General features: G+C 65.3%; 22 protein-coding genes. 9 read left to right on the top strand and 13 right to left on the bottom strand.

The window, feature by feature from the left end; translation table 11 throughout:
• Position 1 precedes the first annotated feature (1 nt).
• The 7 genes from AC1RDJ_RS06135 to ppc form a co-directional block, all read right to left on the bottom strand.
• The gene (locus AC1RDJ_RS06135; RefSeq protein ID WP_493026927.1) at positions 2-976 is read right to left on the bottom strand and encodes a FecR domain-containing protein; all 975 of its coding nucleotides are present in this window, start codon (positions 974-976) and stop codon (positions 2-4) included.
• On the bottom strand, positions 973-1,479 hold the full coding sequence (locus tag AC1RDJ_RS06130; RefSeq protein ID WP_156894782.1) for a sigma-70 family RNA polymerase sigma factor: 507 nt from the start codon (positions 1,477-1,479) through the stop codon (positions 973-975). The genes AC1RDJ_RS06135 and AC1RDJ_RS06130 overlap by 4 nt, the downstream gene beginning before the upstream one ends.
• 248 nt (positions 1,480-1,727) lie before the next feature.
• Positions 1,728-2,216, bottom strand: coding sequence for a DUF3617 domain-containing protein (locus AC1RDJ_RS06125; RefSeq protein ID WP_493026925.1), 489 nt, complete (start codon positions 2,214-2,216; stop codon positions 1,728-1,730).
• 71 nt (positions 2,217-2,287) lie between these two features.
• The gene (locus AC1RDJ_RS06120) at positions 2,288-2,467 is read right to left on the bottom strand and encodes a hypothetical protein (protein WP_493026923.1); all 180 of its coding nucleotides are present in this window, start codon (positions 2,465-2,467) and stop codon (positions 2,288-2,290) included.
• Between the two features lie 237 nt (positions 2,468-2,704).
• Positions 2,705-4,165 (bottom strand): pyruvate kinase, encoded by a 1,461-nt coding sequence (pyk, locus tag AC1RDJ_RS06115; protein ID WP_083411763.1) that lies wholly within the window; start codon positions 4,163-4,165, stop codon positions 2,705-2,707.
• An 87-nt stretch (positions 4,166-4,252) separates the two neighbouring features.
• Positions 4,253-5,263, bottom strand: a complete 1,011-nt coding sequence (gene gap / locus AC1RDJ_RS06110) for a type I glyceraldehyde-3-phosphate dehydrogenase (RefSeq protein WP_071323402.1) — start codon at positions 5,261-5,263, stop codon at positions 4,253-4,255.
• A gap of 99 nt (positions 5,264-5,362) precedes the next feature.
• Positions 5,363-8,116 carry a phosphoenolpyruvate carboxylase gene (ppc, locus tag AC1RDJ_RS06105; protein WP_493026922.1) on the bottom strand — a complete coding sequence of 918 codons (2,754 nt, stop codon included), beginning with the start codon at positions 8,114-8,116 and terminating at the stop codon, positions 5,363-5,365.
• Positions 8,117-8,597: 481 nt separating this feature from the next.
• Here ppc and AC1RDJ_RS06100 point away from each other — a divergent pair, with 481 nt between their 5' ends.
• Entirely contained in the window at positions 8,598-9,053 is a 456-nt protein-coding gene (locus tag AC1RDJ_RS06100; RefSeq protein ID WP_071323401.1) for an RrF2 family transcriptional regulator, read from the top strand.
• Positions 9,054-9,123: 70 nt separating this feature from the next.
• Here AC1RDJ_RS06100 and AC1RDJ_RS06095 read toward each other — a convergent pair whose 3' ends face one another.
• From AC1RDJ_RS06095 to AC1RDJ_RS06080, 4 genes are all read right to left on the bottom strand, one after another.
• Positions 9,124-10,806 (bottom strand): cation acetate symporter, encoded by a 1,683-nt coding sequence (locus tag AC1RDJ_RS06095; protein WP_289886478.1) that lies wholly within the window; start codon positions 10,804-10,806, stop codon positions 9,124-9,126.
• On the bottom strand, positions 10,803-11,111 hold the full coding sequence (locus AC1RDJ_RS06090) for a DUF485 domain-containing protein (RefSeq protein WP_493026920.1): 309 nt from the start codon (positions 11,109-11,111) through the stop codon (positions 10,803-10,805). The genes AC1RDJ_RS06095 and AC1RDJ_RS06090 overlap by 4 nt, the downstream gene beginning before the upstream one ends.
• A 133-nt stretch (positions 11,112-11,244) precedes the next feature.
• Positions 11,245-12,426, bottom strand: a complete 1,182-nt coding sequence (gene hmpA / locus AC1RDJ_RS06085; protein ID WP_493026918.1) for an NO-inducible flavohemoprotein — start codon at positions 12,424-12,426, stop codon at positions 11,245-11,247.
• Positions 12,427-12,459: 33 nt separating this feature from the next.
• Positions 12,460-12,873, bottom strand: a complete 414-nt coding sequence (locus tag AC1RDJ_RS06080) for a hemerythrin domain-containing protein (RefSeq protein WP_493026917.1) — start codon at positions 12,871-12,873, stop codon at positions 12,460-12,462.
• A gap of 260 nt (positions 12,874-13,133) precedes the next feature.
• Between AC1RDJ_RS06080 and AC1RDJ_RS06075 the strand changes: the two genes are divergently transcribed.
• The 7 genes from AC1RDJ_RS06075 to AC1RDJ_RS06045 all read left to right on the top strand — a co-directional run bounded on the left by AC1RDJ_RS06075 (position 13,134) and on the right by AC1RDJ_RS06045 (position 20,551).
• On the top strand, positions 13,134-14,012 hold the full coding sequence (locus AC1RDJ_RS06075) for an STAS domain-containing protein (protein ID WP_071326401.1): 879 nt from the start codon (positions 13,134-13,136) through the stop codon (positions 14,010-14,012).
• 7 nt (positions 14,013-14,019) lie between these two features.
• On the top strand, positions 14,020-14,382 hold the full coding sequence (locus AC1RDJ_RS06070) for an STAS domain-containing protein (RefSeq protein ID WP_071323396.1): 363 nt from the start codon (positions 14,020-14,022) through the stop codon (positions 14,380-14,382).
• Positions 14,383-14,453: 71 nt separating this feature from the next.
• Complete coding sequence (locus tag AC1RDJ_RS06065; RefSeq protein ID WP_071326400.1) at positions 14,454-14,840, top strand: ATP-binding protein; 387 nt, start codon at positions 14,454-14,456, stop codon at positions 14,838-14,840.
• The gene (locus AC1RDJ_RS06060; RefSeq protein WP_493026916.1) at positions 14,837-15,919 is read left to right on the top strand and encodes an ATP-binding SpoIIE family protein phosphatase; all 1,083 of its coding nucleotides are present in this window, start codon (positions 14,837-14,839) and stop codon (positions 15,917-15,919) included. Before AC1RDJ_RS06065 ends, AC1RDJ_RS06060 begins: the two co-directional genes overlap by 4 nt.
• Positions 15,916-17,739 (top strand): ATP-binding protein, encoded by a 1,824-nt coding sequence (locus AC1RDJ_RS06055; RefSeq protein ID WP_493026914.1) that lies wholly within the window; start codon positions 15,916-15,918, stop codon positions 17,737-17,739. The genes AC1RDJ_RS06060 and AC1RDJ_RS06055 overlap by 4 nt, the downstream gene beginning before the upstream one ends.
• Positions 17,726-19,240, top strand: coding sequence for an ATP-binding response regulator (locus tag AC1RDJ_RS06050; protein WP_071326399.1), 1,515 nt, complete (start codon positions 17,726-17,728; stop codon positions 19,238-19,240). The genes AC1RDJ_RS06055 and AC1RDJ_RS06050 overlap by 14 nt, the downstream gene beginning before the upstream one ends.
• A 189-nt stretch (positions 19,241-19,429) precedes the next feature.
• The gene (locus AC1RDJ_RS06045) at positions 19,430-20,551 is read left to right on the top strand and encodes a metallophosphoesterase (protein WP_493026913.1); all 1,122 of its coding nucleotides are present in this window, start codon (positions 19,430-19,432) and stop codon (positions 20,549-20,551) included.
• Positions 20,552-20,554: 3 nt separating this feature from the next.
• Here the strand turns inward: AC1RDJ_RS06045 and AC1RDJ_RS06040 are convergent, their stop codons facing one another.
• Positions 20,555-21,307: a DUF4303 domain-containing protein gene (locus AC1RDJ_RS06040; protein ID WP_493026912.1), complete on the bottom strand. Its 753-nt coding sequence runs from the start codon at positions 21,305-21,307 to the stop codon at positions 20,555-20,557.
• Between the two features lie 16 nt (positions 21,308-21,323).
• Positions 21,324-22,247 (bottom strand): LysR family transcriptional regulator, encoded by a 924-nt coding sequence (locus AC1RDJ_RS06035; RefSeq protein ID WP_071323392.1) that lies wholly within the window; start codon positions 22,245-22,247, stop codon positions 21,324-21,326.
• A gap of 124 nt (positions 22,248-22,371) precedes the next feature.
• Here AC1RDJ_RS06035 and AC1RDJ_RS06030 point away from each other — a divergent pair, with 124 nt between their 5' ends.
• Positions 22,372-23,136 carry an SDR family oxidoreductase gene (locus AC1RDJ_RS06030; protein ID WP_493026910.1) on the top strand — a complete coding sequence of 255 codons (765 nt, stop codon included), beginning with the start codon at positions 22,372-22,374 and terminating at the stop codon, positions 23,134-23,136.
• The last annotated feature ends 28 nt before the right edge of the window (positions 23,137-23,164 follow it).

Raw genomic sequence — 23,164 nt, 5'->3', positions numbered from 1 at the left:
CTCAGGCCGGCTCGACACTGATCCAGTAGCGCGTGCGGCGCGCCATGCGTATCGGCAGCGAATGCTGCAGCAAGGCGAGGATCTTGTCCGGCTCAGTCAGCTGGAAGATGCCGTCGACGGGCATGGCCGCCAGCGCCGGATCGCAGCGGATCACGCCATAACGGTAGCGCGCCACGTGCTCGAGCACTTCGCCCAGCGGCATGCGCTCGGCGATCAGCACGCCCTGCAGCCACGCGCCCGCATGGGGCGCCAGCGGCGTCAGCGGGGAAACGGCCCCATCGTCGAAACTGGCCTGCAATCCCGCATCGACCAGGCGCGCGGCGGCGGACGCCTGCGCTGGCCGGACTTCGACGGCGCCCTGGCTGACGCTCACCTCGGTGCGCGGCGCCAGCAGGCTGCCGCCCTGGCGCACGCTGAAGTGCGTGCCCAGCGCGCGCACGACGCCATTGCTGCTGCGCACGAGGAACGGTCGCGCAGGAAGCGCCCCGTCATGGGACGTGCCGACGTGGATTTCCCCCGCATGCAGCACGAGCAGCCGCGCCGCCGCATCGTAGCGCACGTCGATGGCCGTATCCGTGTCGAGCACCAGCTGCGTGCCGTCAGGCAAGTTCATGCGGCGAATCTCGCCGCGCGCCGTGCGGATGCCGGCGCGCCACGCCTGCCAGGGCGCCGACTGGCTGGCCAGCCACAGGGTGGGAGCGGCAACGCCCAGCGCGGCCAGGCTGCCCAGCAAGGCACGGCGGCGCGGCGACGGCGGCGCCTCGCCCGCCGCCTGGCGCAGCGCGGGCGGCACGCTGGCCAGGGTGTTGCACACCAGCTCGGCCCGCTGCCAGGCCGCTTCGTGGGCCGGGTCGCCGGCGCGCCAGGCCTGGAATGTCCGCTGCTCGTCCGCCGTCAGTGCGCCCGCATGCAGGCGCACCAGCCATTGCGCGGCCGCGCGCGCGGCACGCGGGTCGATGGCGGCGGCGCCGTTCACAGGATCAGCAGGATGCAGCGCTCGAAGGCCTGCACCATGTAACGCTTGATGCTGCGCTCGCTCACGCCCAGGCGCAGGCCGATTTCCGCATAGCCGAGGCCATCGACATGCGCGAGCAAAAAGGCGCTGCGCACCAGCGGCGGCAAGCCGTCGAGCATGGCATCGATGCGTTGCAAGGCTTCGCGCACGAGCAGGCGTTCTTCCGGCGACTGCATCAGCAGCTCAGGCTGCTGTGCCAGCGTTTCCAGCCACGCTTGCTCCAGCGACAGGCGGCGGTAATGGTCGATCAGCAGGCGCTGCGCCACGGTGGTCAGGTAGGCGCGCGGCTCGTGCAAGCTCTGCCGGCCTTCTGGCGGCGCCGCCAGCAGGCGCACGAAGGTGTCCTGCGCCAGGTCGGCCGCATGGTCGGCGCATTGCAGCTTGGCGCGCAGCCAGCGCATCAGCCAGCCATGGTGGTTGCTATACATACACGCGATGGTGTCGCTGGAATGCGCAATGTTCACTAGAAACTCCGATGCGCTCAAAGCGAGGCGCTGCCTGGGATGGTGAGCAGCTGCATGACAAGCAGCTCAATTGAGAATAATTCTCATTATCGCAAATCATCGCCTGCCGCGTCAATCCCGGCGCCTGCCCAGGCACGGAAACTGTTGTTTCATGCAGCGTGACGCGGGCGCGGCAAGCCGGTTCCACGCGGTCAGCGCAGCGGTCAGCGCAGCGGTCAGCGCAGCGTACAGCGGGGCCGACGCCGTTCCTAGCGGTGTGTGTACAAGGTCTTCATCACCATGCCGCCACGCATTTTCTTGGCGCCCGGCGCCAGGCCGGCCGGGCAAGCGCCCTGGAAGACGCCTTCGAGTTCCAGGTGTTGCACCTCGGTCTTGCCGTTCAGTTCCATGGTGGTGTCGCTGCTCAGCGTGTAGGCCTTGGCAAGGTCGCCCTTGAAATGGCCTGCCAGCATGGCGCCGGGGCAGCTGGACTGGAAGACATAGCTGTCGCCATCGCGGCCTTGCGAGGCTATCGTGCATTCCTGCTCGAAGTCGCTCCACAAGTCATCGTCGATCAGGCGGTCGCGGTCCTGGTCGACGCAGATTTCCCAGGAAAAAGGCGACGTCGTTGGCGTCACCTTCCACAAGCCCGTGGCGCGCTGCAGGCGCTGTGCCGGCTCCGCCGCCCAAGCGGCCGTGGCGAGACACCAGGGCAAGATACTCATCATTAACAAGGTCGCGCTGCGTTGCATAAGCATGTCTCTCTGCTAAAAGGCGAAAATATAGCAAAGGACAGCGCGCCCGGCCCGCACGTTTAACGGTGCATGCGTCAGGCCGGCTTGAGCGGATCGGGCCTTGCGGCCAGCACGAAGGGAATGGCCAACGGACCCAGCAGGACCACCAGGGCGGCCCGCACGGCAGTTGTCCGGACGCGGCGGCGTTTGGCGATGAAGAGGCAGGCAAAGGCCGACAGCGACCAGATCAAGGCAGGCAGGTATGCGGTCATCATGGACTCCGGAAACGCCTTACACGGCAGGAAATGCATGTTGGCACGGAAATGGCGATACCGCAATGGGCGGATTGCCATCCGCCCGACAGCTTGCCGTGGAAGGCGGAATTTTCAGGAATTCTTAAGCTTGCGGCGCATACTCCGCCACGCCTGCTGCGGCGCCGAGCCGGCCTGCGGCTAGTGATGGCGCCAATCGGGTGACGGCAGGCTTGCCGCGCGCCACCCTGCAATCGATGATCAGTGCTGGCCGATCTTCATGATTTTCAGCGCATTCGTGCCGCCGACCTTGCCCATCGGCTCGCCCCAGGTCAGCACGACGGTGTCGCCCTTGGCCACGACTTTATGTTCCAGCAGCAATTCTTCCGCCTGTTGCAAGACCTTGTCGCGATCCGTACCCGACGTCAGCTCCAGCGTGCTGACGTTGCGGTACAGGGCCAGCTTGCGGCGCGTGCCCACGCTCGGCGTCAGGGCGACGATGGGGATGTCGATGTTGCAACGGCTCATCCACAAGGCCGTGGAACCCGATTCCGTCAGGGTGGCGATGGCTTTGACGCGCAGGTGGTGGGCCGTAAACAGCGCGCCATAGGCGATCGACTGGTCGATGCGCGAGAACGTGGCGTTGAGGAAGTCGGCGTCGAGCTTGCAGGTATCCCACTTTTCCGCATCCAGACAGATGGCGGCCATGGCTTCCACCGTTTCGATCGGATAGCGGCCCGACGCCGTTTCCGCCGACGTCATCACGGCGTCCGTGCCATCGAGCACGGCATTGGCCACGTCCGACACTTCCGCGCGCGTCGGCACGGCGTTGACGATCATCGATTCCATCATCTGTGTGGCCGTGATCGCCAATTTGTTCGACGCGCGCGCCATCTTGATCATGCGCTTTTGCAGGGCCGGCACGGCCGCGTTGCCCACTTCCACGGCCAGGTCGCCACGGGCCACCATGATGCCGTCGGACGCATCGAGAATCTCTTGCAGGGCGGGAATCGCTTCCGCGCGCTCGATCTTGGCGATCATCATCGGCTTGTGGTCCCACGCTTCGCCGGCGATATTGGCCAGCTGGCGCGCCATCACCATGTCGGTGGCGTTTTTCGGGAACGACACGGCCACGTAGTCGGCCTGGAAGCTCATCGCCGTTTTCACGTCTTCCATGTCCTTCGCCGTCAAGGCCGGCGCCGACAAGCCGCCGCCCTGGCGGTTGATGCCCTTGTTGTTCGACAATTCGCCGCCGATTTTCACGGTGGTATGGATTTCGCTGCCGACGACCTTGTCCACCGTCAAGACGATGAGGCCATCGTTGAGCAACAGTACATCGGCGGCGCGCAAGTCGCGCGGCAATTCCTTGTAGTCAAGGCCGCAACGCTCGATGTTGCCCAGCTCGCCCTTCTCACCCCATTTCGCGTCGAGGATGAAAGTGGCGCCGTTTTCCAGGAAAATCTTGCCTTCCTCAAACTTGCCGACGCGAATCTTTGGCCCTTGCAAGTCGGCCATGATGGCCACTTCGCGACCGCACAGGGCTGCCGCTTCGCGCACCATGCGGGCGCGGTCGATATGGTCTTGCGCCTTGCCATGCGAGAAGTTCAGGCGCACGACGTCGACGCCGGCCTTGAACATGCGGACCAGGGTATCGATATCGTTCGAAGCGGGGCCGATGGTGGAAACGATCTTGGTGGCGCGTTGCTGTACTTGCATGGTCATGGTGTGCTGCTTTCTATAATAAGTTGCTACAAGGGCCAGCCTTGTGGGCCGGCCGTCCTGGTGCGCTGGATCAGCGGTGAAACCTTGTTACTTGGCCGCCATCAGGGCGACCGTGGTGTCGAGCATGCGGTTCGAGAAGCCCCACTCGTTGTCGTACCACGATGACACTTTCACGAGGCGGCCCGACACCTTGGTCAGGGTCGAATCGAAATTCGACGAGGCGGGGTTGTGGTTGAAGTCGATGGATACCAGCGGCTCCGTCTGGTACGTCAAAATGCCTTTCAACGCGCCTTCCGAGGCCGTTTTCAGCAAGGCGTTGACTTCCTCGACGCTGGTGTCGCGCCTGGCGATGAAGGACAGGTCGACCAGCGACACGTTGATCGTCGGCACGCGCACGGCAAAACCGTCGAGCTTGCCATTGAGTTCCGGCAAGACCAGGCCCACGGCCGCTGCCGCACCCGTCTTGGTGGGGATCATCGAATGCGTGGCCGAACGGGCGCGGCGCAAGTCTTCATGCATCACGTCGCTCAATACCTGGTCGTTCGTGTAGGCGTGCACGGTGGTCATCAGGCCCGATTCGATGCCGATGGCGTCGTTGAGCGGTTTTACTAGTGGCGCCAGGCAATTTGTCGTGCACGAGGCATTCGAAATGACCGTATCCGTGGCTTTCAGTACGTGCTGGTTGACGCCAAACACGATGGTGGCGTCCACATCCTTGCCGCCGGGCGCGGAAATGATGACTTTCTTTGCACCGCCTTTTAAATGCGCCGCAGCTTTTTCCTTGGTCGTGAAGAAACCCGTGCATTCGAGCACGACATCGACGCCGAGCTCGCCCCACGGTATCAAGGCCGGGTCGCGCTGCGCGAAGACGCGGATGCGGTCGCCATTGACGACCATGTTCTCGCCATCGATGGTGACGACGCCGGGAAACTTGCCGTGCACCGTATCGTAGCGCGTCAGATGCGCATTCGACTTGGCGTCGCCCAGGTCATTGATGGCGACGATTTCGATATCCTGCTGCTTGCCGCCTTCGTAAAATGCGCGCAAGACATTGCGGCCGATGCGGCCATAGCCATTGATGGCAACTTTGATGGTCATGCTGTCTCCTTGTTGTTTTACTTAAAAGCAACCCAGGTGCAAAATCCGGGGGCAGACCTTGAGCTCCGACCCCAGCATTTGTTGTTGGGTTAAAAAGAATCAACCACTATTTCTTAAGCCAGCCGCGATGCCGTTGATCGACAAATGAATCCCCGTGCGCGCCGCCACATCCTGCTTGCCCTCGCGGAAACGCTGCAGCAGCTCCACCTGCACGTGGTTCAGCGGGTCGATATACGGGAAGCGGTTGCGTATCGAGCGCTGCATCAGCGGATTGGCTTGCTGCAATTCTTCCTGGCCCGTGATCAGCTTCAGGGCGTCCAGGGTGGCCGCGTATTCGGCGCGAATGCGCGTGAAGATGGCGTCGCGCAAGGCCTTGTCCTTGACCAGTTCCGCATACTTGCCGGCAATGGCGATATCGCTCTTGGCCAGCACCATGTCCATGTTCGACAGCAGGGATGTGAAGAAAGGCCAGTCCGTGTACATGCCGCGCAGCACGTCCGCGCCATCGGCCGGATGGGCGGCCAGATAGGCTTGCACGGCGGAACCGAAACCGAACCAGCCCGGCAGCATCAGGCGGCATTGCGCCCAGCTCAGCACCCAGGGAATGGCGCGCAAATCCTCGATGGACGTGGATTTCTTGCGCGAGGCGGGACGGCTGCCGATGTTCAGCGCGGCAATTTCCGCGATCACGGTCGATTCCCAGAAATACTGCTCGAAGCCTTCGGTGCCATAGACGAGGTCGCGGTAGGCGTTCAGGGCCGTGCCGGACAGCTCGTCCATCGCGGCCAGATGGCCCGCGCCGGCCGAGGCCTTCGGCTGCAGCTGGGCCTGCGGCAGCAGGGTGGACTGGATGGTGGCGGCCACCAGCACTTCCAGGTTGCGGCGCCCCACTTCCGGGTTCGCATACTTGGCCGTGATGACTTCGCCCTGCTCCGTCAGACGGATCTGCCCCTGCACGGCGCCGGCCGGCTGGGCCAGGATGGCTTCGTAGCTGGGACCGCCGCCACGGCCGACGGAACCGCCGCGGCCGTGGAACAATCGCAGCTTGATCTGGTATTGCCTGAACACCGACACCAGCTCGATCTCGGCCTTGTAGAGTTCCCAGCCCGACGTCAGGAAGCCGCCGTCCTTGTTGCTGTCCGAATAGCCGAGCATGACTTCCTGCTGGTCCGCGCGCGACGCCAGCAAGCCACGGTAGAACGGCAAGCCGAACGCGCGCGCCATGATGGCGGGGCCGGCGCGCAAGTCGTCGATGGTTTCGAACAGGGGGATGATGTTGACGTCCACTTCCTGGCTGTCCTGGCGCAGCAAGCCCACTTCCTTGAGCAGCAAGGCCACTTCCAGCAAGTCCGAGACGCTGGCCGCCTTCGAGATGATGCAGTTCGGCACCGATTCGCGGCCATACTTGGCGTGCGCCTCGCGCACGGCGCGGAAGATGTCGAGCTCGGAGGTGGTTTCCTCCGAGTATTGCGCGTATGGCGACGTCAACAGGCGCGGCGACTCCAGCTCGGCCAGCAGCAAGGCGATGCGCTGCTCTTCATCGAGGTCGAGGTAGACCAGGCCCGGCTGGGCGCCGGCAAACAGTTCGCCCACGACGCGCTCGTGCACGTCGGAATTCTGGCGCAAGTCCAGCGGCGCCAGCGAAAAACCGAATACCTTCACGGCGCGGCGCAGCTGGCGCAGGCGGCCACGCGCCAGCGAACGCAAGCCATTGCTGACCAGCGAATGCTGGACCACGTCCAGGTCGGCCAGCAGCTCGGCAGCGGAAGCGTAAGGCTGCACGCCGTCCGCCTGCCTGCCCTTGCTGCACAGCACGTAACGCGTGGCGTCCAGGCGCGCATGGATGCCATGCAGGGCGCGGCGGTATGGCTCGTCGACACGGTGCGGCGAAGCATCGGCCGAGCGCTCGGCCAGCGCGCGCAGCGGCTCGCTGCAGGCATTGAGTATTTGCGCCAGCGACAGCTGCGAAGCGAGCTTGCGCAATTCGCCGAGGTAGAAATCGAGGACCTTGTCGGCCTGCGTCTGCAGGGTGCTGCGCAGGATATCGGCCGTCACAAAGGGGTTGCCGTCGCGGTCGCCACCGATCCAGCTGCCCACTTTCATGAAATTGGGTAATTCCACATCTTCCCAGCGCGCATCGCGCTGCGCCAGCATGGTTTCCAGGGAGGAATACAACTTCGGCAATTCGCGCAGGATCGTGTGGTCGTAGAACGACAGGCCATTGGCCACCTCATCCATCACGGACAGCTTGCTCGTACGCAACAGCCGCGTCTGCCACAGGGTGACGATGCCGCGTCCCAGCGCTTCCTCGTTCTGTTCCGCTTCTTCCGGCGTCATCTGCACGCGGTCGCGTTCGTTCAACAGCCGCGCGATGGCCATCTGGCAATTCTGGATGCTCTTGCGCTGCACTTCCGTCGGGTGCGCCGTAAACACGGGGCTGACAAACGCATCTTCAAAGAAGGTTTCCAGCGCATCGGCCTGACCCGCGTCGAGCACATTGCCCACGGCGTGGCTGAGGCTACCCTGGCGCGGCGGCGAGCCGGCGATCAGATGGGCGCGCGTGCGACGGATGTGGTGTTGATCTTCCGCAATATTGGCCAACAGCGAGAAATAGCTGAAGGCGCGCGTCAATTGCGTGGTTTCTTCCTGCGACAGCGCTTGCAGCGCGGCCGACAGCTGCACGCGGGCGGTTTCGTCATTGTCGCGGCGGAAACGGATGGCCAGCTGGCGCACGTGCTCGATGCGGTCAAAGGCAGGGTCGCCCAGGTGATTGCGGATGGCGTCGCCCAGCAGACGGCCCAGCTGGCGGATATCGCTGCTCAGCAGCTCGTCTTTCACTTCATTCATTTGCATGGTATTCATTCCTGGGGCGGCCACGGCGGCACCGCACAGATTGCGTAGTACGCGCTTCCCGGCCCGGGAAACGCCCATCGTCCAATTTGTAGTAAATTTACCTTATTGTTTCACCATCCTCTTGATTTTCATCCATAAAATCCGTACTCAAAGGGCTTTAAAGGGCGTGCAAGCTGTTTGCCGTGGCAGCAATATGAAAATTTACTACGCATTTGAACGAAAGGCAAACAACTTTTGTCTTTCGCGGCTGAAATGTAACGCTGACACGCACAGCCTGGCGGCCGTCGCGAAGCGCTTTTGCTGTATGCTGGCGGCTTGAAACAAGGATGTATTCCACATCTTTACTACACACCTGCCAAAAACGTAGCGAGCGGCTGTGAGTTGCGACCGAGAAGCGGAGCTGTGCGCATGCGCAGTGCGCGCCGGAGGCCGCAAATCGCGATGCGCAATCGCTTTGTCAGGTGTTTTACTCCTCCGCCCCATGCGACTGACTGCCTATACTGATTACACCCTGCGCACCCTGATGTACCTGGGTACGCACCGCGACCGGCTCGTGACCATCCAGGACATCGCCGACCTGCATGCCATCTCGAAGAATCACCTGATGAAGGTGGTGCACCAGCTGGGCCTGTCGGGCATCGTGGAAACCGTGCGCGGGAGAAATGGCGGCCTGCGCCTGGCGCGCGACCCGGCCGAGATCAATATCGGCACCGTGGTGCGCGAGACGGAAAGCGATTTCTTCATGGCCGAGTGCTTCAACAAGGACAGCAACACGTGCCCGCTGACGCCGGATTGCCAGTTGAAGGCCAAGCTGGGCCAGGCCACGGGCGCCTTCCTGGCCGTGCTCGACAGCGTGACTCTGGCGTCGATACTCGAGGGAACGCAGAATGCGCCGCTGCCGGCACCGGGCGTGATCCCGCTGCACCTGGCAAGGTAAGCAAGGCCTGCGCCAAAAACCACAATGCCCGGCGAACCGGGCATTGTTTCCTTCAGCGGCTACTTATAGCTCAATGCGCGCTGGCGCCCGCCGCGCCGATGCCCGTTTCCGAACGCATCTGCTGCGCTTCGTAGCCGGCACGGTCGATGCGCGCGCGCGGGCTCTTGTCGAGCACGGAGAACAGCCAGATGCCGACAAAGCCGGCCGTCATCGAAAAGATGGCGGGCGAGGCGTACGGGAACAGCGCTTCGCCATGGCCGAGCACGTCGACCCACACGGATTTCGACACCACCGTCAAGCCGACGGCCGTGATCAGGCCCATGAAACCGCCGATGGTGGCGCCGCGCGTGGTGCAATCCTTCCACAGCACCGACATGAACAGCACGGGGAAGTTGGCCGAGGCGGCGATGGCGAAGGCCAGCGAGACCATGAAGGCGATGTTCTGCTTTTCAAAGACGATGCCAAGCACCACGGCAATGATGCCCAGCACGATGGTGGTCACGCGCGACACTTTCAGCTCGCTGGCCCCCGTCGCCTTGCCCTTCTTGAAGACGGTGGCGTACAGGTCGTGCGACACGGCCGAGGCGCCCGACAGGGTCAGGCCCGCCACGACGGCCAGGATGGTGGCGAAGGCAACGGCCGACATGAAGCCGAGGAAGACGTCGCCGCCGACGGCCTTGGCCAGGTGCACGGCCGCCATGTTATTGCCACCCAACAATTTACCGGCAGCATCCTTGAACTCGGGATTCGTGCTCACCAGCACGATGGCGCCAAAGCCGATGATGAAGGTCAGCACGTAGAAATACGCGATCCAGGTGGTGGCCCAGAACACGGACTTGCGCGCTTCCTTGGCGTTCGGCACCGTGAAGAAACGCATCAGGATATGCGGCAGGCCGGCCGTGCCGAACATCAGCGCCATGCCGAACGAAATGGCCGAAATGGGGTCCTTGATGAAACTGCCTGGACCCATGATGGCTTCCTTGGTGGCGTGCACTTCCACGGACTTGGCGAACAGCGCTTCCGGGCTGAAGTTGAATTGCGCCAGCACGGCGATGGCCATGAAGCTGGCGCCGCCCAGCAGCATCACCGCCTTGATGATTTGCACCCAGGTGGTGGCCGTCATGCCGCCAAACAGCACATAGATCATCATCAGGGTACCGACCAGCACGACGGCGATCCAGTATTCGAGGCCGAACAGCAGCTTGATCAGCTGGCCCGCGCCCACCATCTGCGCGATCAGGTAAAAGGCCACGACCACCAGGGTGCCGGAGGCGGAAAAGATGCGGATCGGCGCCTGCTTGAAGCGGTAGGCTGCCACGTCGGCAAAGGTGAAGCGGCCGAGGTTGCGCAGGCGCTCGGCCATCAGGAAGGTGATGACGGGCCAGCCGACGAGGAAGCCGATGGCGTAGATCAGGCCATCGTAGCCGTTGAGGAAGACGGCGGCGGAAATGCCGAGGAAGGACGCGGCCGACATGAAGTCGCCGGCGATCGCCAGGCCATTCTGGAAGCCCGTGATGCCGCCGCCTGCCGTGTAGAAATCGGACGCCGACTTGGTCTTGGCCGCCGCCCACTTGGTGACGAACAGGGTGAAGACGACGAAGACGGCGAACATGATGATGGCCGTCCAGTTGGTGGGTTGCTGCTGGGCCTGGCCCAGGTCGGCGCCGGCCGCCAGCACGGCATTGCTTGCACCCAGCAGGGCTGGCGCCGCCAGCCAGGAGAGCGTGCGCCGCGTCAAGGTCGCGCCGCTCATGCCTGCACCCGCGCCTGGATGGCCTGGGTCAGGTCGTCGTACTGCTTGTTGGCGCGGCGCACATAGACGCCCGTGATCACCACGGTAAACACGATGACGAACAGGCCGATCGGCATGCCCCACGTCATCACGCCTTCGCCCGTCTTCGAGGCGAGAAACTCCTTGTCGAACGCGATGAGCAGGATGTAGCCGTAGTACACCACCATCATCAGGGCCGTCAGCGTCCAGCCGAAGCGGGAACGCACCTTGACCAGTTGATGATAGGCGGGGTCGCCCTTGATTTTCTGAACCAGATCGTCGTGCATGGTGTTGCCTCCTGTTATGTAAAAGCATGCTCTTTTCTTCGAGCTTGTTTTCACAGTACAGGGCGAGGCTTACCCGCCCCTTACGGCGCGGCTATTTCTCGTCCAGCCACAACGACGCCTGCACGACGCTGCTTCAGTTCAGCGCGCTCGCCGGTCCGAAGAATTCATGATGCGTCTGCTTTTCGGGCACGCCCAGGTCGCGCAGATAGCCTTTCACGGCGCGCATGAAGGGCTGCGGACCGAGGAAATACGCGTCGACGTCGCGCGATGCCGGCAGCCAGCGCTCCAGCTGGGCTTTATCGAGCAGGCCGATGGCGTCCGGCGCCGCCTGCTCGCCGCCGTGCTCCGCATAGCAATAGAAACGCTTGAGCTGCGGATGCTGCGCGGCCAGTGCGTCGACCTGCGCGCGGAACGCGTGCACGCCATGGTGGCGCGCCGCGTGGATGAAATGCACGGGACGCTTGCCGCGCAGGGCCGACGCCAGCATGGCCAGGGTCGGCGTGATGCCCACGCCGCCGCTGATCAAGACCAGCGGCTTGTCGCCATCGGCCAGCACGAAGTCGCCCGATGGCGGCGTCAGCTGCACAATGCCGCCCGCCTGCACCTGGTCGTGGAAGTAAGTCGACACCTTGCCGCCCTGCTCGCGCTTGACGCTGATGCGGTAAGTCTGGCCATTGCTGGCGGCCGACAGCGAATACTGGCGGCGCATGGGCACGCCGTCGACCGTCGCCACGACGCCGATATACTGGCCTGGCGCAAAGTCGAGCACGGGCTGGCCATCGGCGGGCGCCAGCAGGAACGAGGTGATCTCGTCGCTTTCCACGACCTTGGCTTGCACGAGAAAATCGCGCGCGCCGCGCCAGCCGCCGGGCGCGGCCGCCTGCGCCTTGTAGATGCGGCCCTCCTCGCCGGCCAGGATGTCGGCCAGCTGGCCGTAGGCCGCGCCCCAGGCGTCGATGACGGCGTCGCTGGCCACTTCCGCGCCCAGCACTTCGCGGATGGCTTGCAGCAGGCTGGCACCCACCAGCGGATAGTGCTCGGCGCGGATTTGCAGCGCCACGTGCTTGTTGACGATGGTCGAGACGAGGTCGCCCAGCGCCTCGAGCTGGTCGATATGTTTGGCATACATCAGCACGCCATTGGCCAGCGCGCGCTGCTGGTCGCCGCTGTGCTGGTGCGCCTGGTTAAAGTAGGGCAGCACTTCCGGATGGTCACGGAACAGGTTCTTGTAAAAATGGCGGGTCAGCGTTTCGCCGCCCTGCTCGAGGATGGGGACGGTGGCGGTGATGATGGCGCGTTGTTCTTGGGTCAGCATGTAAAACTCCTGTATGAGGTAAAAAATAATCGCTTAGGCCAGCGCTTCGACGGCGGGATACAACTCGCTGTCTTCGCGGCGCATGCGCTGGTACAGCGCGTGCAGCACGGTGTTGGCTTCGCGGCGGAAAGCGTCCGGCTCGGCTTCGAGGCGCACGGGGGTATTCCAGCGGCTGGCAAACACCAGGTAGGCGCCGGCAATGCCATCCATCTCGCTTTCATACCGGCGTCCCAGCTGCGCCACCTTGGCCACGCCGCTCGCTTGCGCGGCCGGATACAGGTAGCGCTGCTCGACGGCCAGGTGCAGCTTGATCAAGCCGCTCATGGCGACGATCTGGCCGGCGATCGCCTTGGCCTGCACGGCGACGCCGCCGCGCGCCAGCCGGCGCAAGTCATCGATGGCGGCCAGGATGGCCAGGTGCTGCTGTTTGAACTTGTCGATATTCATGGCGTTCTTCTCTGGTTGAGTGCGGCCAGTGTAGCGGAATTCCCATAAACATGCAAACCATATACATCTTTAAGGAACTCCCTTCACGCCCAAAGTTTCCGACAAGAATATTGATTGACATGCGCCACTATGTGCGCCAAAGAACATAACAATATGGCCATGTCTGCCTATAATTTACTATCGGCAAACCGGATCTCGCCGCCGCCGCGCAGCGCACATGGCAGGCAGTCCGGCGCCCTCCACTCCAGCCAAGGATGAGCATGAAAAACAAGACGGGCATGAGCCAGGCGCAGCAGCTGGCCGCCATCATCAGCGAACACCACACGGAACTGCTGGACGGCTGGATGGCCGACCTGATCGCCCGCCTGGTGCGGCGCGACAAGATCGCGGAAAACGAGCTGCGCCAGCAGGCGGCGCAATTCCTGCCGCTGCTGGTGCGCGCGCTGGAAGGCAGCGATTCCTTCGATATCGAAGGCGGCGCCTGGGACGACACGCGCCAGCTGCTCAGCGAAATGTCGCAATCGCGCGTGCGCCAGGGCTATTCGCCGATCGACACGGCCAGCTTCGTGTTTTCCCTCAAGGAACCGCTATTTACCTACCTGCGCAAGGAGCTCGCCGAGCAGCCGCAGACGCTGGGCGACGCCATCATCGGCACCAGCAAGCTGTTTGACGAACTGGGCCTGCTGACCATCGCCACCTATCAAAAGGCGCGCGAACAGGTGATCTTGCGCCAGCAGCAGGAATTGCTGGAACTGTCGACGCCGGTAGTGCAACTGTGGCAAAACGTGCTGGCCCTGCCCCTGATCGGCACCCTGGACAGCGCCCGCACGCAGGTGGTGATGGAAAGCCTGCTGCAAAAGATCGTCGACACGGGCGCCCTGATCGCCATCATCGACATCACGGGCGTGCCCACGGTCGACACCCTGGTGGCGCAGCACTTGCTCAAAACCATCGCCGCGGCGCGCCTGATGGGCGCCGACTGCATCATCAGCGGCATCCGTCCGCAGATCGCGCAAACCATCGTGCACCTGGGCGTGAACCTGGAAGACGTGATCACCAAGGCTACCCTGGCCGACGCCTTTGTCGTGGCCCTGAAGCGTACGGGCTCCACCATCACCTACCAGCAGCAGCAACACTGAGGCGTCCATGGAGAGAATCCCCATTTTACGCATGGGCCGGCTGCTGCTGGTGACGATCCAGGTGGACATGCATGACCGCCTGGCGATGACCCTGCAGGACGACCTGACCACGCGCATCGTCAAGGAACGCGCCACGGGCGTGCTGATCGACATTTCCGCGCTCGACATCGTCGATTCCTTCATCGGCCGCATGATCAGCAACACGGCGGCCATGGCGAAGATCCTCGACGCGCGCACGGTGGTGGTGGGCATGCAGCCAGCCGTCGCCATCACGCTGGTCGAGCTGGGACTGGCGCTGGAAGGCGTGAGCACGGCGCTGAACGTGGAGCTGGGCATCAAGCTGCTGGAACGGGGCAGCCTGTGGGACTAAGCCCGGCCTGGCCAGCATCGCCCAGCTGGGCGCCATCCGCGCCGGCAACGGCGCAGGAAGCGGCGCAGGTACTGCCGCTGCGCAGCGATGAGGACGTGGTGCGCCTGCGCAAGCAGGTGCGCGACAGCATGGTCGCCATGGGCTTTGGCCTGATCGAACAGACCAAGATCATCACGGCGGCCAGCGAACTGGCGCGCAACACCCTGCGCTACGGCGGCGGCGGCGAGGCGCGCATCGCGCGCGTGCGCGATGGCGCGCGCCTCGGGCTGGAACTGAGCTTTGTCGATGCGGGACCGGGCATCGACGATATTCCCCAGGCGCTGACCGATGGCTACACCACCGGCGGCGGGCTGGGGCTGGGCCTGGGCGGCGCCAAGCGCCTGGCCGATGCATTTCACATCGACACGGCGCCCGGCGCGGGCACCACCGTCACCATCGCGAAATGGAAGCTGTTTTGAACCACCAAGAGCCGTACCCTGACATCCTCAGGCAAAGAAGTTTTCCCATCGGCGAACCGAGCGAAATCGCCGCGGCCCGCCGCGCCGGCAACGAACTGGCGCGCCACATCGGCTTCGACGACGTGCGCGCGGGCCAGCTGGCCATCGTCATCAGCGAGGCGGCCACCAACATCGTCAAGCATGCGCGGCGCGGCGAGATCCTGCTGCGCAAGGTGGTGCGCGGCGGCTGCAGCGGCATCGAGGTGCTGGCCATCGACAGCGGGCCAGGCATGGCCAACGTGCGCCAGCACATGCAGGATGGCCATTCCACCACGGGCACGTATGGCGTGGGCCTGGGGGCGATCCGCCGCCTGAGCCAGGAATTCGACCTGTACACGGCGCCCGGCAAGGGCACCTTGCTGATGATGGTGGTGTGGGGTCCGCACGCCAGCAGCGCCATCCCCCCCAGTCCGAACTGGCAGGTCGGCGCCGTCTGCCTGCCGCTGGCCTCGGAGCAGGTGTGCGGCGACGCCTGGAACGTGGTGTGCGAAGGCCATGAACTGAGCCTGATGGTGGCCGATGGCCTGGGCCATGGCCCGCTGGCGGCGCGCGCCTCGGAACTGGCCAGCGCGCTGCTCGAAGAGAGCACGCCCGGCCTGCCGCCCCTGCCCGCGCCTTTCATCGAACTGGCCCACGGCGCCCTGCGCGGCACGCGCGGCGCGGCGCTGGCCGTGGCGCATATCGACAGCGCGCGCCAGGAATTGCGCTACGCCGGTGTGGGCAATATCGCCGCCTGCGCCTTTGCGCCGCAACAGCGCCGTCACCTGCTGTCGCACAACGGCATCGTCGGCAGCAACCTGCGCAAGCTGCAGGAATTCCGCTATCCGTGGCAGGTCGGCACCATGCTGATCATGCATTCGGACGGCCTGCACACGCGCTGGGACCTGGAACAGTATCCGGGCCTGGCGCAATGCCATCCGAGCCTGGTCGCCGCCGCGCTATACCGCGACTTTGCGCGCGGGCGCGACGATGTCACCGTGGTGGTGCTGCGCGAACATGAGGAGCAGCAGGCCGCAACCGGAGAAGAAGGGACAGCATGACACAACGCATATTGACCGCCAATATCGCCAGCGAGCTCGATGTCGTCGGGGCGCGCCAGCGCGCGCGGCAGATCGCCGCCCTGTGCGGCTTTGGCGTGCAGGACCAGGTGCGCATCGCCACGGCCGTGTCGGAACTGGCGCGCAATGTATATAACTACGCGGGCAGCGGCAAAGTCCATTTCGCCATCGATGGCCAGACGGCGCCGCAGGTGTTTACCATCCGCATCGAGGACCAGGGCCCCGGCATCGCCCAGCTCGAGCGCATCTTGGCCGGCACCTACCATTCGCCGACGGGCATGGGGCTGGGCATCCTGGGCGCGCAGCGCCTGATGGACCGCTGCCACATCCACAGCGTGCCGGGCCAGGGCACGGAAATCACGCTGCAAAAGCTGTTCCCGCGCGATGCGCCCCTGCTCGACGGGCAGAAAATCGGCACCCTCTCCGGCAGCCTGCAGGCGCTGCCATCGGACATCACCGTGGCCGAGGTGCAGCAGCAGAACCGCGAGCTGCTGGGCACCCTGGCCGAGCTGAAGACGCGCCAGGAAGACTTGCTGCAGCTGACGCGCGAACTGGAAGACACCAACCGCGGCGTGGTGGCGCTGTACGCCGAACTCGATGAAAAGGCCGACCACCTGCGCCGCGCCGACCAGATGAAATCGCGCTTCCTGTCGAACATGAGCCATGAATTCCGCACGCCGCTCAGCTCCATCCGCGCGCTGGCCAAGCTGCTGCTCGACAGGGTCGATGGCGAGCTGTCGGCGGAACAGGAAAAACAGGTGCTGTTCATCCTGCAGGGCGCCGTCAGCCTGAGCGACCTGGTCAACGACTTGCTGGACCTGGCCAAGATCGAGGCGGGCAAGGTCGACGTGCACGCCAACAGCTTCCAGGTGGCCGACCTGTTCAGCGCCCTGCGCGGCATGCTGCGTCCGCTGCTGGTGTCCGAGTCGCTCACGCTCACCTTCCTCGATCCCGATGCGGGCCTGCAGATCCATACGGACGAAGGCAAGCTGTCGCAAATCCTGCGCAACTTCATCTCCAACGCCCTCAAGTTCACCGAGGCCGGCGCCATCGTCGTCAGCGCCACGCCACTGCCGGAACAGGACGCGATCCGCTTTTCCGTCTCCGACACGGGCCTGGGCATCGGCGCCGAGGACGTGCAGATGATCTTCGAGGAATTCAGCCAGGTGGAAAACCACATGCAGCGCAAGGTCAAGGGCACGGGCCTCGGCCTGCCCCTGTGCCGCAACCTGGCCACCCTGCTCAATGGCACGGTGGCCGTGGAAAGCACGCCGGGCCAGGGCTCGCTGTTTTCCGTCGTCCTGCCCGTGCGCTACGACGCGCCCGAAGGCAGCCTGCCGCCCTGCGCGCCGGCCAACGACAACGGCAACGACCAGCGCATCGCCGTGCTGGTGGTGGAAGACAATCCCCCCATCCGCCTGCTGTATGAAAAATTTTTGGCCGGCAGCGAATTTCGCGTGGTGGCCGCGCGCAGCGTGCGCGAAGCGGAGGAACGCTGGGAACAGCAGCGGCCCGCCGCCGTCATCCTCGACATCCTGCTGCATGGCGAAAGCGCCTGGCACTGGCTGGCGGAACTGAAAAACGATCCGCTGCGGCGCCAGGTGCCGATCATCGTCGCCACCGAAATCGAGGACCAGCGCAAGGGCCTGGCGCTGGGTTCCGACGCCTATTACGTCAAGCCCCTGCTGCGCCAGCAGCTGCTGTCCACCCTGCGCGCCCTGATCGGCAATCCACACCACCGGCAAGAACCGGCCCCGCCGCAAGGCACAACCACCTGGAACAATGCGCATGCTACCGGATAAAAACAGCGATGCACTGATCCTGAACGTGGATGACAGCGACGGCGCACGCTACGCCAAATCGCGCATCCTCACCCGCGCCGGCTTCAAGGTGATCGAAGCGTCGAACGGTGGCGACGCGCTGCTGCGCGCGCGCCAGGACCGCCCCAACCTGATCCTGCTCGACGTCAAGCTGCCCGACATCAACGGCCTGGAAGTGTGCCGCCAGCTGAAAGGCGGCGCCGACACCAACACCATCCTGGTGCTGCAGACGTCCGCCTCGTGCATCGGCACGGCCGACAAGATCCGCGCCCTCGACGGCGGCGCCGACAACTACCTGGTCGAACCGATCGAAGCCGATGAACTGATCGCCAACGTCCGGGCGCTGCTGCGCCTGGGCCAGGTCGAGCGCGAACTGCGCGACGTCGACCGCCGCAAGGATGAATTCCTGGCCACCCTCGCGCATGAACTGCGCAATCCGCTGGGACCGATCCGCACGGCGCTGGCCCTGCTGTGCAAGCTCGATCCCGTCGTGCCGGCCATGCAGGACAATGCGCGCCGCACCATCGCCCGCCATACGGACCACCTGGTGCGCCTGGTGGACGACCTGCTCGACGTGTCGCGCATTTCGCAGGGCAAGATCTCGCTGCAGTGGGAAAGCGTCAGCCTGGCCAGCGTGATCCGCAGCGCGCTGGAGACCAGTTCGCACAGCATCGAGGCGCGCGGCCACGCGCTGGACGTCAAGCTGCCCTCGGAAGAGCTGTGGGTCTGCGGCGACGCCGTGCGGCTGTCGCAGATCGTCGCCAACCTGCTGCTCAACGCGGCCAAGTTCACGGCGCCGGGCGGGCGCATCGCCATTTGCGCCGCGCGCGAAGGCGACAACGTGGCCATCCGCCTCAGCGACAACGGCATCGGCATCGCCGCCGCCAGCATCGACAGCATCTTCGGCCTGTTCGCCCAGAGCGGCCATTCGCCCGACCGCGTGCAGGACGGCCTGGGCATCGGCCTGTCGCTGGTGCGCAACCTGGTCGAGCTGCACGGCGGCCAGGTCAGCGTGCACAGTCCGGGCGTGGGCCTGGGCAGCACCTTTGAAGTCCATCTGCCGCTCGACGCCAACGTGCCGCTGCCGGCGCCACCCGCGGCGCCAGCCGATGCTGGCGGCAGCCAGCGCATCCTCGTCGTCGACGACAATTGCGATGCGGCCGACACCTTGGCCGAATTGCTGGAAATGTACGGCCACACGGTGCGCACGGCCTACACGGGTGCCCAGGCCACCGAGCGCACGCTGGAATTCAGGCCCGACATCGTCTTCCTCGACATCGGCCTGCCCGACATGAACGGCTATGAGGTCGCCGTCGCCCTGCGCAAGCTGCCGATCCCGCAGCAATTCCTGCTGGTGGCGCTGACCGGCTACGGCCAGGAACACGACAGGCAAGCCGCCATGCAGGCCGGCTTCAACGAACATTTTGCCAAGCCTGTCGATTTCGGCAAGCTGGCCACGCTGGGACTGCATATCGGCCAGTGAGCGCCGCCGCCCCGCCCCGGGCGCGGCGGCGCGCCCGCATAACGCTTCGGCTATAATCGGCGCGTGCGAAACGCGACGGTCTCGGCCTTGCCGCGAAGCGGCGGCGGCCAGCGATGCGCGCCGCCGCCCGGACGGCAGCCCGTGCGCACCGCCCGCGCCTATCCCGGCCCCCATTTCTGGAACCATGACATGAAAACCCGCACGCCGCTGCTGCGCATCACCATGATACTGGGCGCCCTGCACGCCCTGCTGGGCTGGCTGCTGCTGCCAGCGCTGCCCATCGGCCTGGCCGGCTGGCTGCTGGGCGGCGCCGTCTTGCTGGCCTCGACCATGCTGATGCCGATGACGATCTTCGCCCGCGCCGTCACCGGCGATGCGCGCCTGGCCGACCGCCTCAGCTGGGCTGGCTCTCTGTGCATGGGCTTTTTTTCCTCGCTGTTCGTGCTCACGCTGCTGCGCGCACTGCTGATGTTCATTCCCGCCGCGCGCCCGCATGCGCAGGCGTCCGCCATCGCCGTCCTGCTCCTGGCGCTGCTGGCCACCATCGTCGGCTTCGTCAACGCGCGCCGGGTGGCCAGGGTGCGCGACGTCGACGTGCCGATTGCCGGCCTGCCGCCGGCGCTGCACAACTTCACCATCGTGCAGCTGAGCGACATCCACGTCGGCGCCACCATCAAGCGCGCCTACGTCGAGGCCATCGTGGCGCGCGCCAACGGCCTGCAGGCGGATGCCATCGCCATCACGGGCGACGTCGTCGACGGCACGGTGGCGCAGCTGGGGGCGCACACGGCGCCGCTGGGCGAGCTGCGCGCGCGCCATGGCGTGTTTCTGGTGACGGGCAACCACGAATACTATTCGGGCGCCGGCCCGTGGGTCGCGGAATTTCGCCGCCTGGGCTTGCGCGTGCTGATGAACGAGCACGCGATCCTCGAACACGACGGCGCGCGCCTGGCGCTGGCCGGCGTGACCGACTTCAATGCGGCCGGTTTCGATCCAGCCCAGAAGAGCGACCCGCGGGCCGCCATCGCCGGCGCGCCGGCCGCCATCCCGCGCATCCTGCTGGCGCACCAGCCGCGCAGCGCGCCGGAAGCGGAGCTGGCCGGCTACGACCTGCAATTGTCGGGCCACACGCACGGCGGACAGTTCTGGCCGTGGAATCTGTTCGTGCCGCTGCAGCAGCCGTATGTGGCCGGCCTGCACCGGCGCGGCCGCCTGTGGATTTACGTCAGCCGCGGCACCGGCTACTGGGGCCCGCCCAAGCGCATCGGCGCGCCGGCCGAGATTACGAGACTGAGACTGCTGGCGGCGTAAAGCCTAATCGGCCCAGCTGGCCATCCACGCCTCGAAACGCGCCAGCACCGCCGGCGGATTCAATCGCGCCATGGCGCCCTCCACCGCTTCGCTGTCGCTGACCTCGAACAGCAGCACGCTATCGTCGCGCTGCGCGCCGGCGCCGAACGCGCCTTCGGCATCGAGCTGCGCCAGCGCCGCGATACAGGCCTCGAACACGCCCGTGCGGAAGGTCGCGAAATCCACGTCGAACGGCAAGTCGCGGTGGGCCTGCAACAGCAGGCGGTAGGCGCTGTCGAAATACGCGCCGCCATCGTCAAACGCCCATTCGGCCGGATTCCACAGCATCTCGTCGCCATACTCCGAGGCCGCCAGCGCTTCGCGGCTATTCGCCATGGGGCCGATGGTCATGGCACTGTCGTCGCTGACCAGCGCGAACGCGTTGATGTGCTGTCCGGGATGGGCGGCGCGCACGGCATCGAAGGCCAGGCGCGCGGCGTCCGCCACCAGGCTTTTCAGCAGCGCGACATCGAATGCGGCGGGGTCGATCAAGCTTTCACGCGCCAGCGCATGGCCATCGGCCAGCGCCGCCTGGCAATGGGCGGCGTACACGGCACGCGCCTGCGCCGCGCTGGCATAGTCGCTGCGCGTTTCCTCGCCCCAGGTCATGGCGGCGCCGCCGGCCGTCCAGACCGTCGTGCCGAACACACGCACCTCGCGGAAGCGGGCCGGCTGATCGCCGTCAAAGGTGTAAAACAGGCTGTAATTAGCAGGCATGCGTGCTTTCTCTTCGTTAGTCGGGCCGCATCTGGGCGGCGAAATCGCGCTGGCGGAACTGCTCCAGCAAGAAATCGACGAACACGCGCGTCTTCGCCGGCAGCAGCTTCTTGCTCGGATAGTATATCGACAGGGGCCCGGAATCGGCATGCCAGCCGGGCAGCAGCCGCAGCAGGGCGCCGCTGCGCAAATGGGGCAGCGCATGCGGCATGGGCAGCAGCGCCACCCCGACGCCCATGATGGCCGCCTGCGCCATCGCTTCCGGATCGTCGAAGATGGCGCGCGGCCGGCATTCGGCCACGCCCTCGCCGCCCCGGCCATCGCGCAGTATCCAGCTGCGCAGGCGCCCGCTGCCGGCCGAGCGGCGCGCCACGCCGTCGAATGGCGCCAGGTCCGACGGATGCACGGGCATGGTTTTACCCTGCATGAAGGCGGGCGACGCCGTGGCCACGATGTGCGCATGCCCCAGTTCGCGCGCCACCACGCCCGGCGTCAGTTCGATGCCGCCGCCGATGGCGACATCGAAGCCTTCGCCCACGAGGTCCACCTGGCGGTTGTCGAAATGGCAGTCGGGGATCACGCCCGGGTAGCGCGCGATGAATTCACCGAGCAGCGGCACCACGTAGCTGCGCCCGAACGACGGCGCCATGCTGATCTTCAGCACGCCGGCCGGCTGGCCGCCCTCCTCGGCCACGTCGGCGATGGCTTCGCGCAGGGTGGCCAGGGCGCCGCCGATCTGCTGCAGGAAGCGTTCGCCCCCTTCCGTCAGGGTCAGGCGCCGCGTGCTGCGCTGGAACAGGCGCAGCCCGAGGCTCGCTTCCAGGCGCGCCACGTTCTTGCTGACGGCAGCCGGCGTCAGCCCCAGGCGGCGCGCGGCCGCGGAAAAGCTGCCCGCCTCGGCCGACAGCACGAATGATTGCAAATGATTGAGGGCGTCCATGCGCCTATTCTACCCGCTCATTTGATAGCAATGGTTGAAAGTGATTGTAGCGATTCATGGCTAGCGCGGCAGGAATGAAAGGCAGATACTGAACTCCTCGACTCCCCACACAGAAAGTTACATCATGCACACCCAAGCCAACACCAGTTCCCCATCACTGCTGAACAAGATCGCCTTCGTCACGGGCGGCTCGCGCGGCATCGGCGCCGCCATCGTGCGCCGCCTGGCCCTGCAGGGCGCCACGGTGGTCTTCACTTACCAGAGTTCCGCGGCCGAAGCGCAGGCGCTGGCAGGCAAGGTGGAAGCGGCCGGCGGCAAGGCGCTGGCCGTGCAGGCCGATGCGGCCGATGCGGCGGCCCTGACGGCGGCCATCGACCAGGTGGCGGCGCAGTTCGGCCGCGTCGATATCCTCGTCAACAACGCCGGCGTCTTCCTGCCCGGCGCCATCGACGATTTTTCGCTGGCGGACTTCGACAAGACCGTGGCCGTCAACGTGCGCGCCGTCTTCGTCGCCATCAAGGCGGCCGTGGCGCACATGCAGACGGGCGGACGCATCATCAACATCGGCAGCACGAATGCGCACCGCATGCCGTTCGGCGGCGCGGCCGCCTACGCCATGAGCAAATCGGCGCTGAGCGGCCTGACGCAAGGCCTGTCGCGCGACCTGGGCCCGCGCGGCATCACCATCAACAACGTGGAACCGGGCCCCGTCGCCACCGACATGAATCCGCCGACGGGCGACTTCGCCGACCTGATGCACGGCCTGATGGCCCTGCCGCGCCACGGCAGCGCCGATGAAATCGCCGGCATGGTGGCTTACCTGGCCAGCGAGGAAGCGGCATTCGTCACGGGCGCAGGGCTGAAGATCGACGGCGGTTTTGCCGCATAAAAAAAGGGCCAGGCTTTCCAGCCTGGCC

It is taken from the genome of Janthinobacterium sp. GW822-FHT07H10 (assembly GCF_058798675.1).
This window is presented reverse-complemented; position numbering and strand designations above follow the sequence as displayed.

Excerpts from the sequence above, each read along its gene's own strand:
- AC1RDJ_RS06125 (WP_493026925.1), bottom strand. The coding sequence starts at position 2,216 with ATGCTTATGCAACGCAGCGCGACCTTGTTAATGATGAGTATCTTGCCC.
- AC1RDJ_RS06120 (WP_493026923.1), bottom strand. The coding sequence starts at position 2,467 with ATGATGACCGCATACCTGCCTGCCTTGATCTGGTCGCTGTCGGCCTTT.
- pyk (WP_083411763.1), bottom strand. The coding sequence starts at position 4,165 with ATGACCATGCAAGTACAGCAACGCGCCACCAAGATCGTTTCCACCATC.
- gap (WP_071323402.1), bottom strand. The coding sequence starts at position 5,263 with ATGACCATCAAAGTTGCCATCAATGGCTATGGCCGCATCGGCCGCAAT.
- ppc (WP_493026922.1), bottom strand. The coding sequence starts at position 8,116 with ATGCAAATGAATGAAGTGAAAGACGAGCTGCTGAGCAGCGATATCCGC.
- AC1RDJ_RS06100 (WP_071323401.1), top strand. The coding sequence starts at position 8,598 with ATGCGACTGACTGCCTATACTGATTACACCCTGCGCACCCTGATGTAC.
- AC1RDJ_RS06095 (WP_289886478.1), bottom strand. The coding sequence starts at position 10,806 with ATGAGCGGCGCGACCTTGACGCGGCGCACGCTCTCCTGGCTGGCGGCG.
- AC1RDJ_RS06090 (WP_493026920.1), bottom strand. The coding sequence starts at position 11,111 with ATGCACGACGATCTGGTTCAGAAAATCAAGGGCGACCCCGCCTATCAT.
- hmpA (WP_493026918.1), bottom strand. The coding sequence starts at position 12,426 with ATGCTGACCCAAGAACAACGCGCCATCATCACCGCCACCGTCCCCATC.
- AC1RDJ_RS06080 (WP_493026917.1), bottom strand. The coding sequence starts at position 12,873 with ATGAATATCGACAAGTTCAAACAGCAGCACCTGGCCATCCTGGCCGCC.
- AC1RDJ_RS06075 (WP_071326401.1), top strand. The coding sequence starts at position 13,134 with ATGAAAAACAAGACGGGCATGAGCCAGGCGCAGCAGCTGGCCGCCATC.
- AC1RDJ_RS06070 (WP_071323396.1), top strand. The coding sequence starts at position 14,020 with ATGGAGAGAATCCCCATTTTACGCATGGGCCGGCTGCTGCTGGTGACG.
- AC1RDJ_RS06055 (WP_493026914.1), top strand. The coding sequence starts at position 15,916 with ATGACACAACGCATATTGACCGCCAATATCGCCAGCGAGCTCGATGTC.
- AC1RDJ_RS06050 (WP_071326399.1), top strand. The coding sequence starts at position 17,726 with ATGCTACCGGATAAAAACAGCGATGCACTGATCCTGAACGTGGATGAC.
- AC1RDJ_RS06045 (WP_493026913.1), top strand. The coding sequence starts at position 19,430 with ATGAAAACCCGCACGCCGCTGCTGCGCATCACCATGATACTGGGCGCC.
- AC1RDJ_RS06040 (WP_493026912.1), bottom strand. The coding sequence starts at position 21,307 with ATGCCTGCTAATTACAGCCTGTTTTACACCTTTGACGGCGATCAGCCG.
- AC1RDJ_RS06035 (WP_071323392.1), bottom strand. The coding sequence starts at position 22,247 with ATGGACGCCCTCAATCATTTGCAATCATTCGTGCTGTCGGCCGAGGCG.
- AC1RDJ_RS06030 (WP_493026910.1), top strand. The coding sequence starts at position 22,372 with ATGCACACCCAAGCCAACACCAGTTCCCCATCACTGCTGAACAAGATC.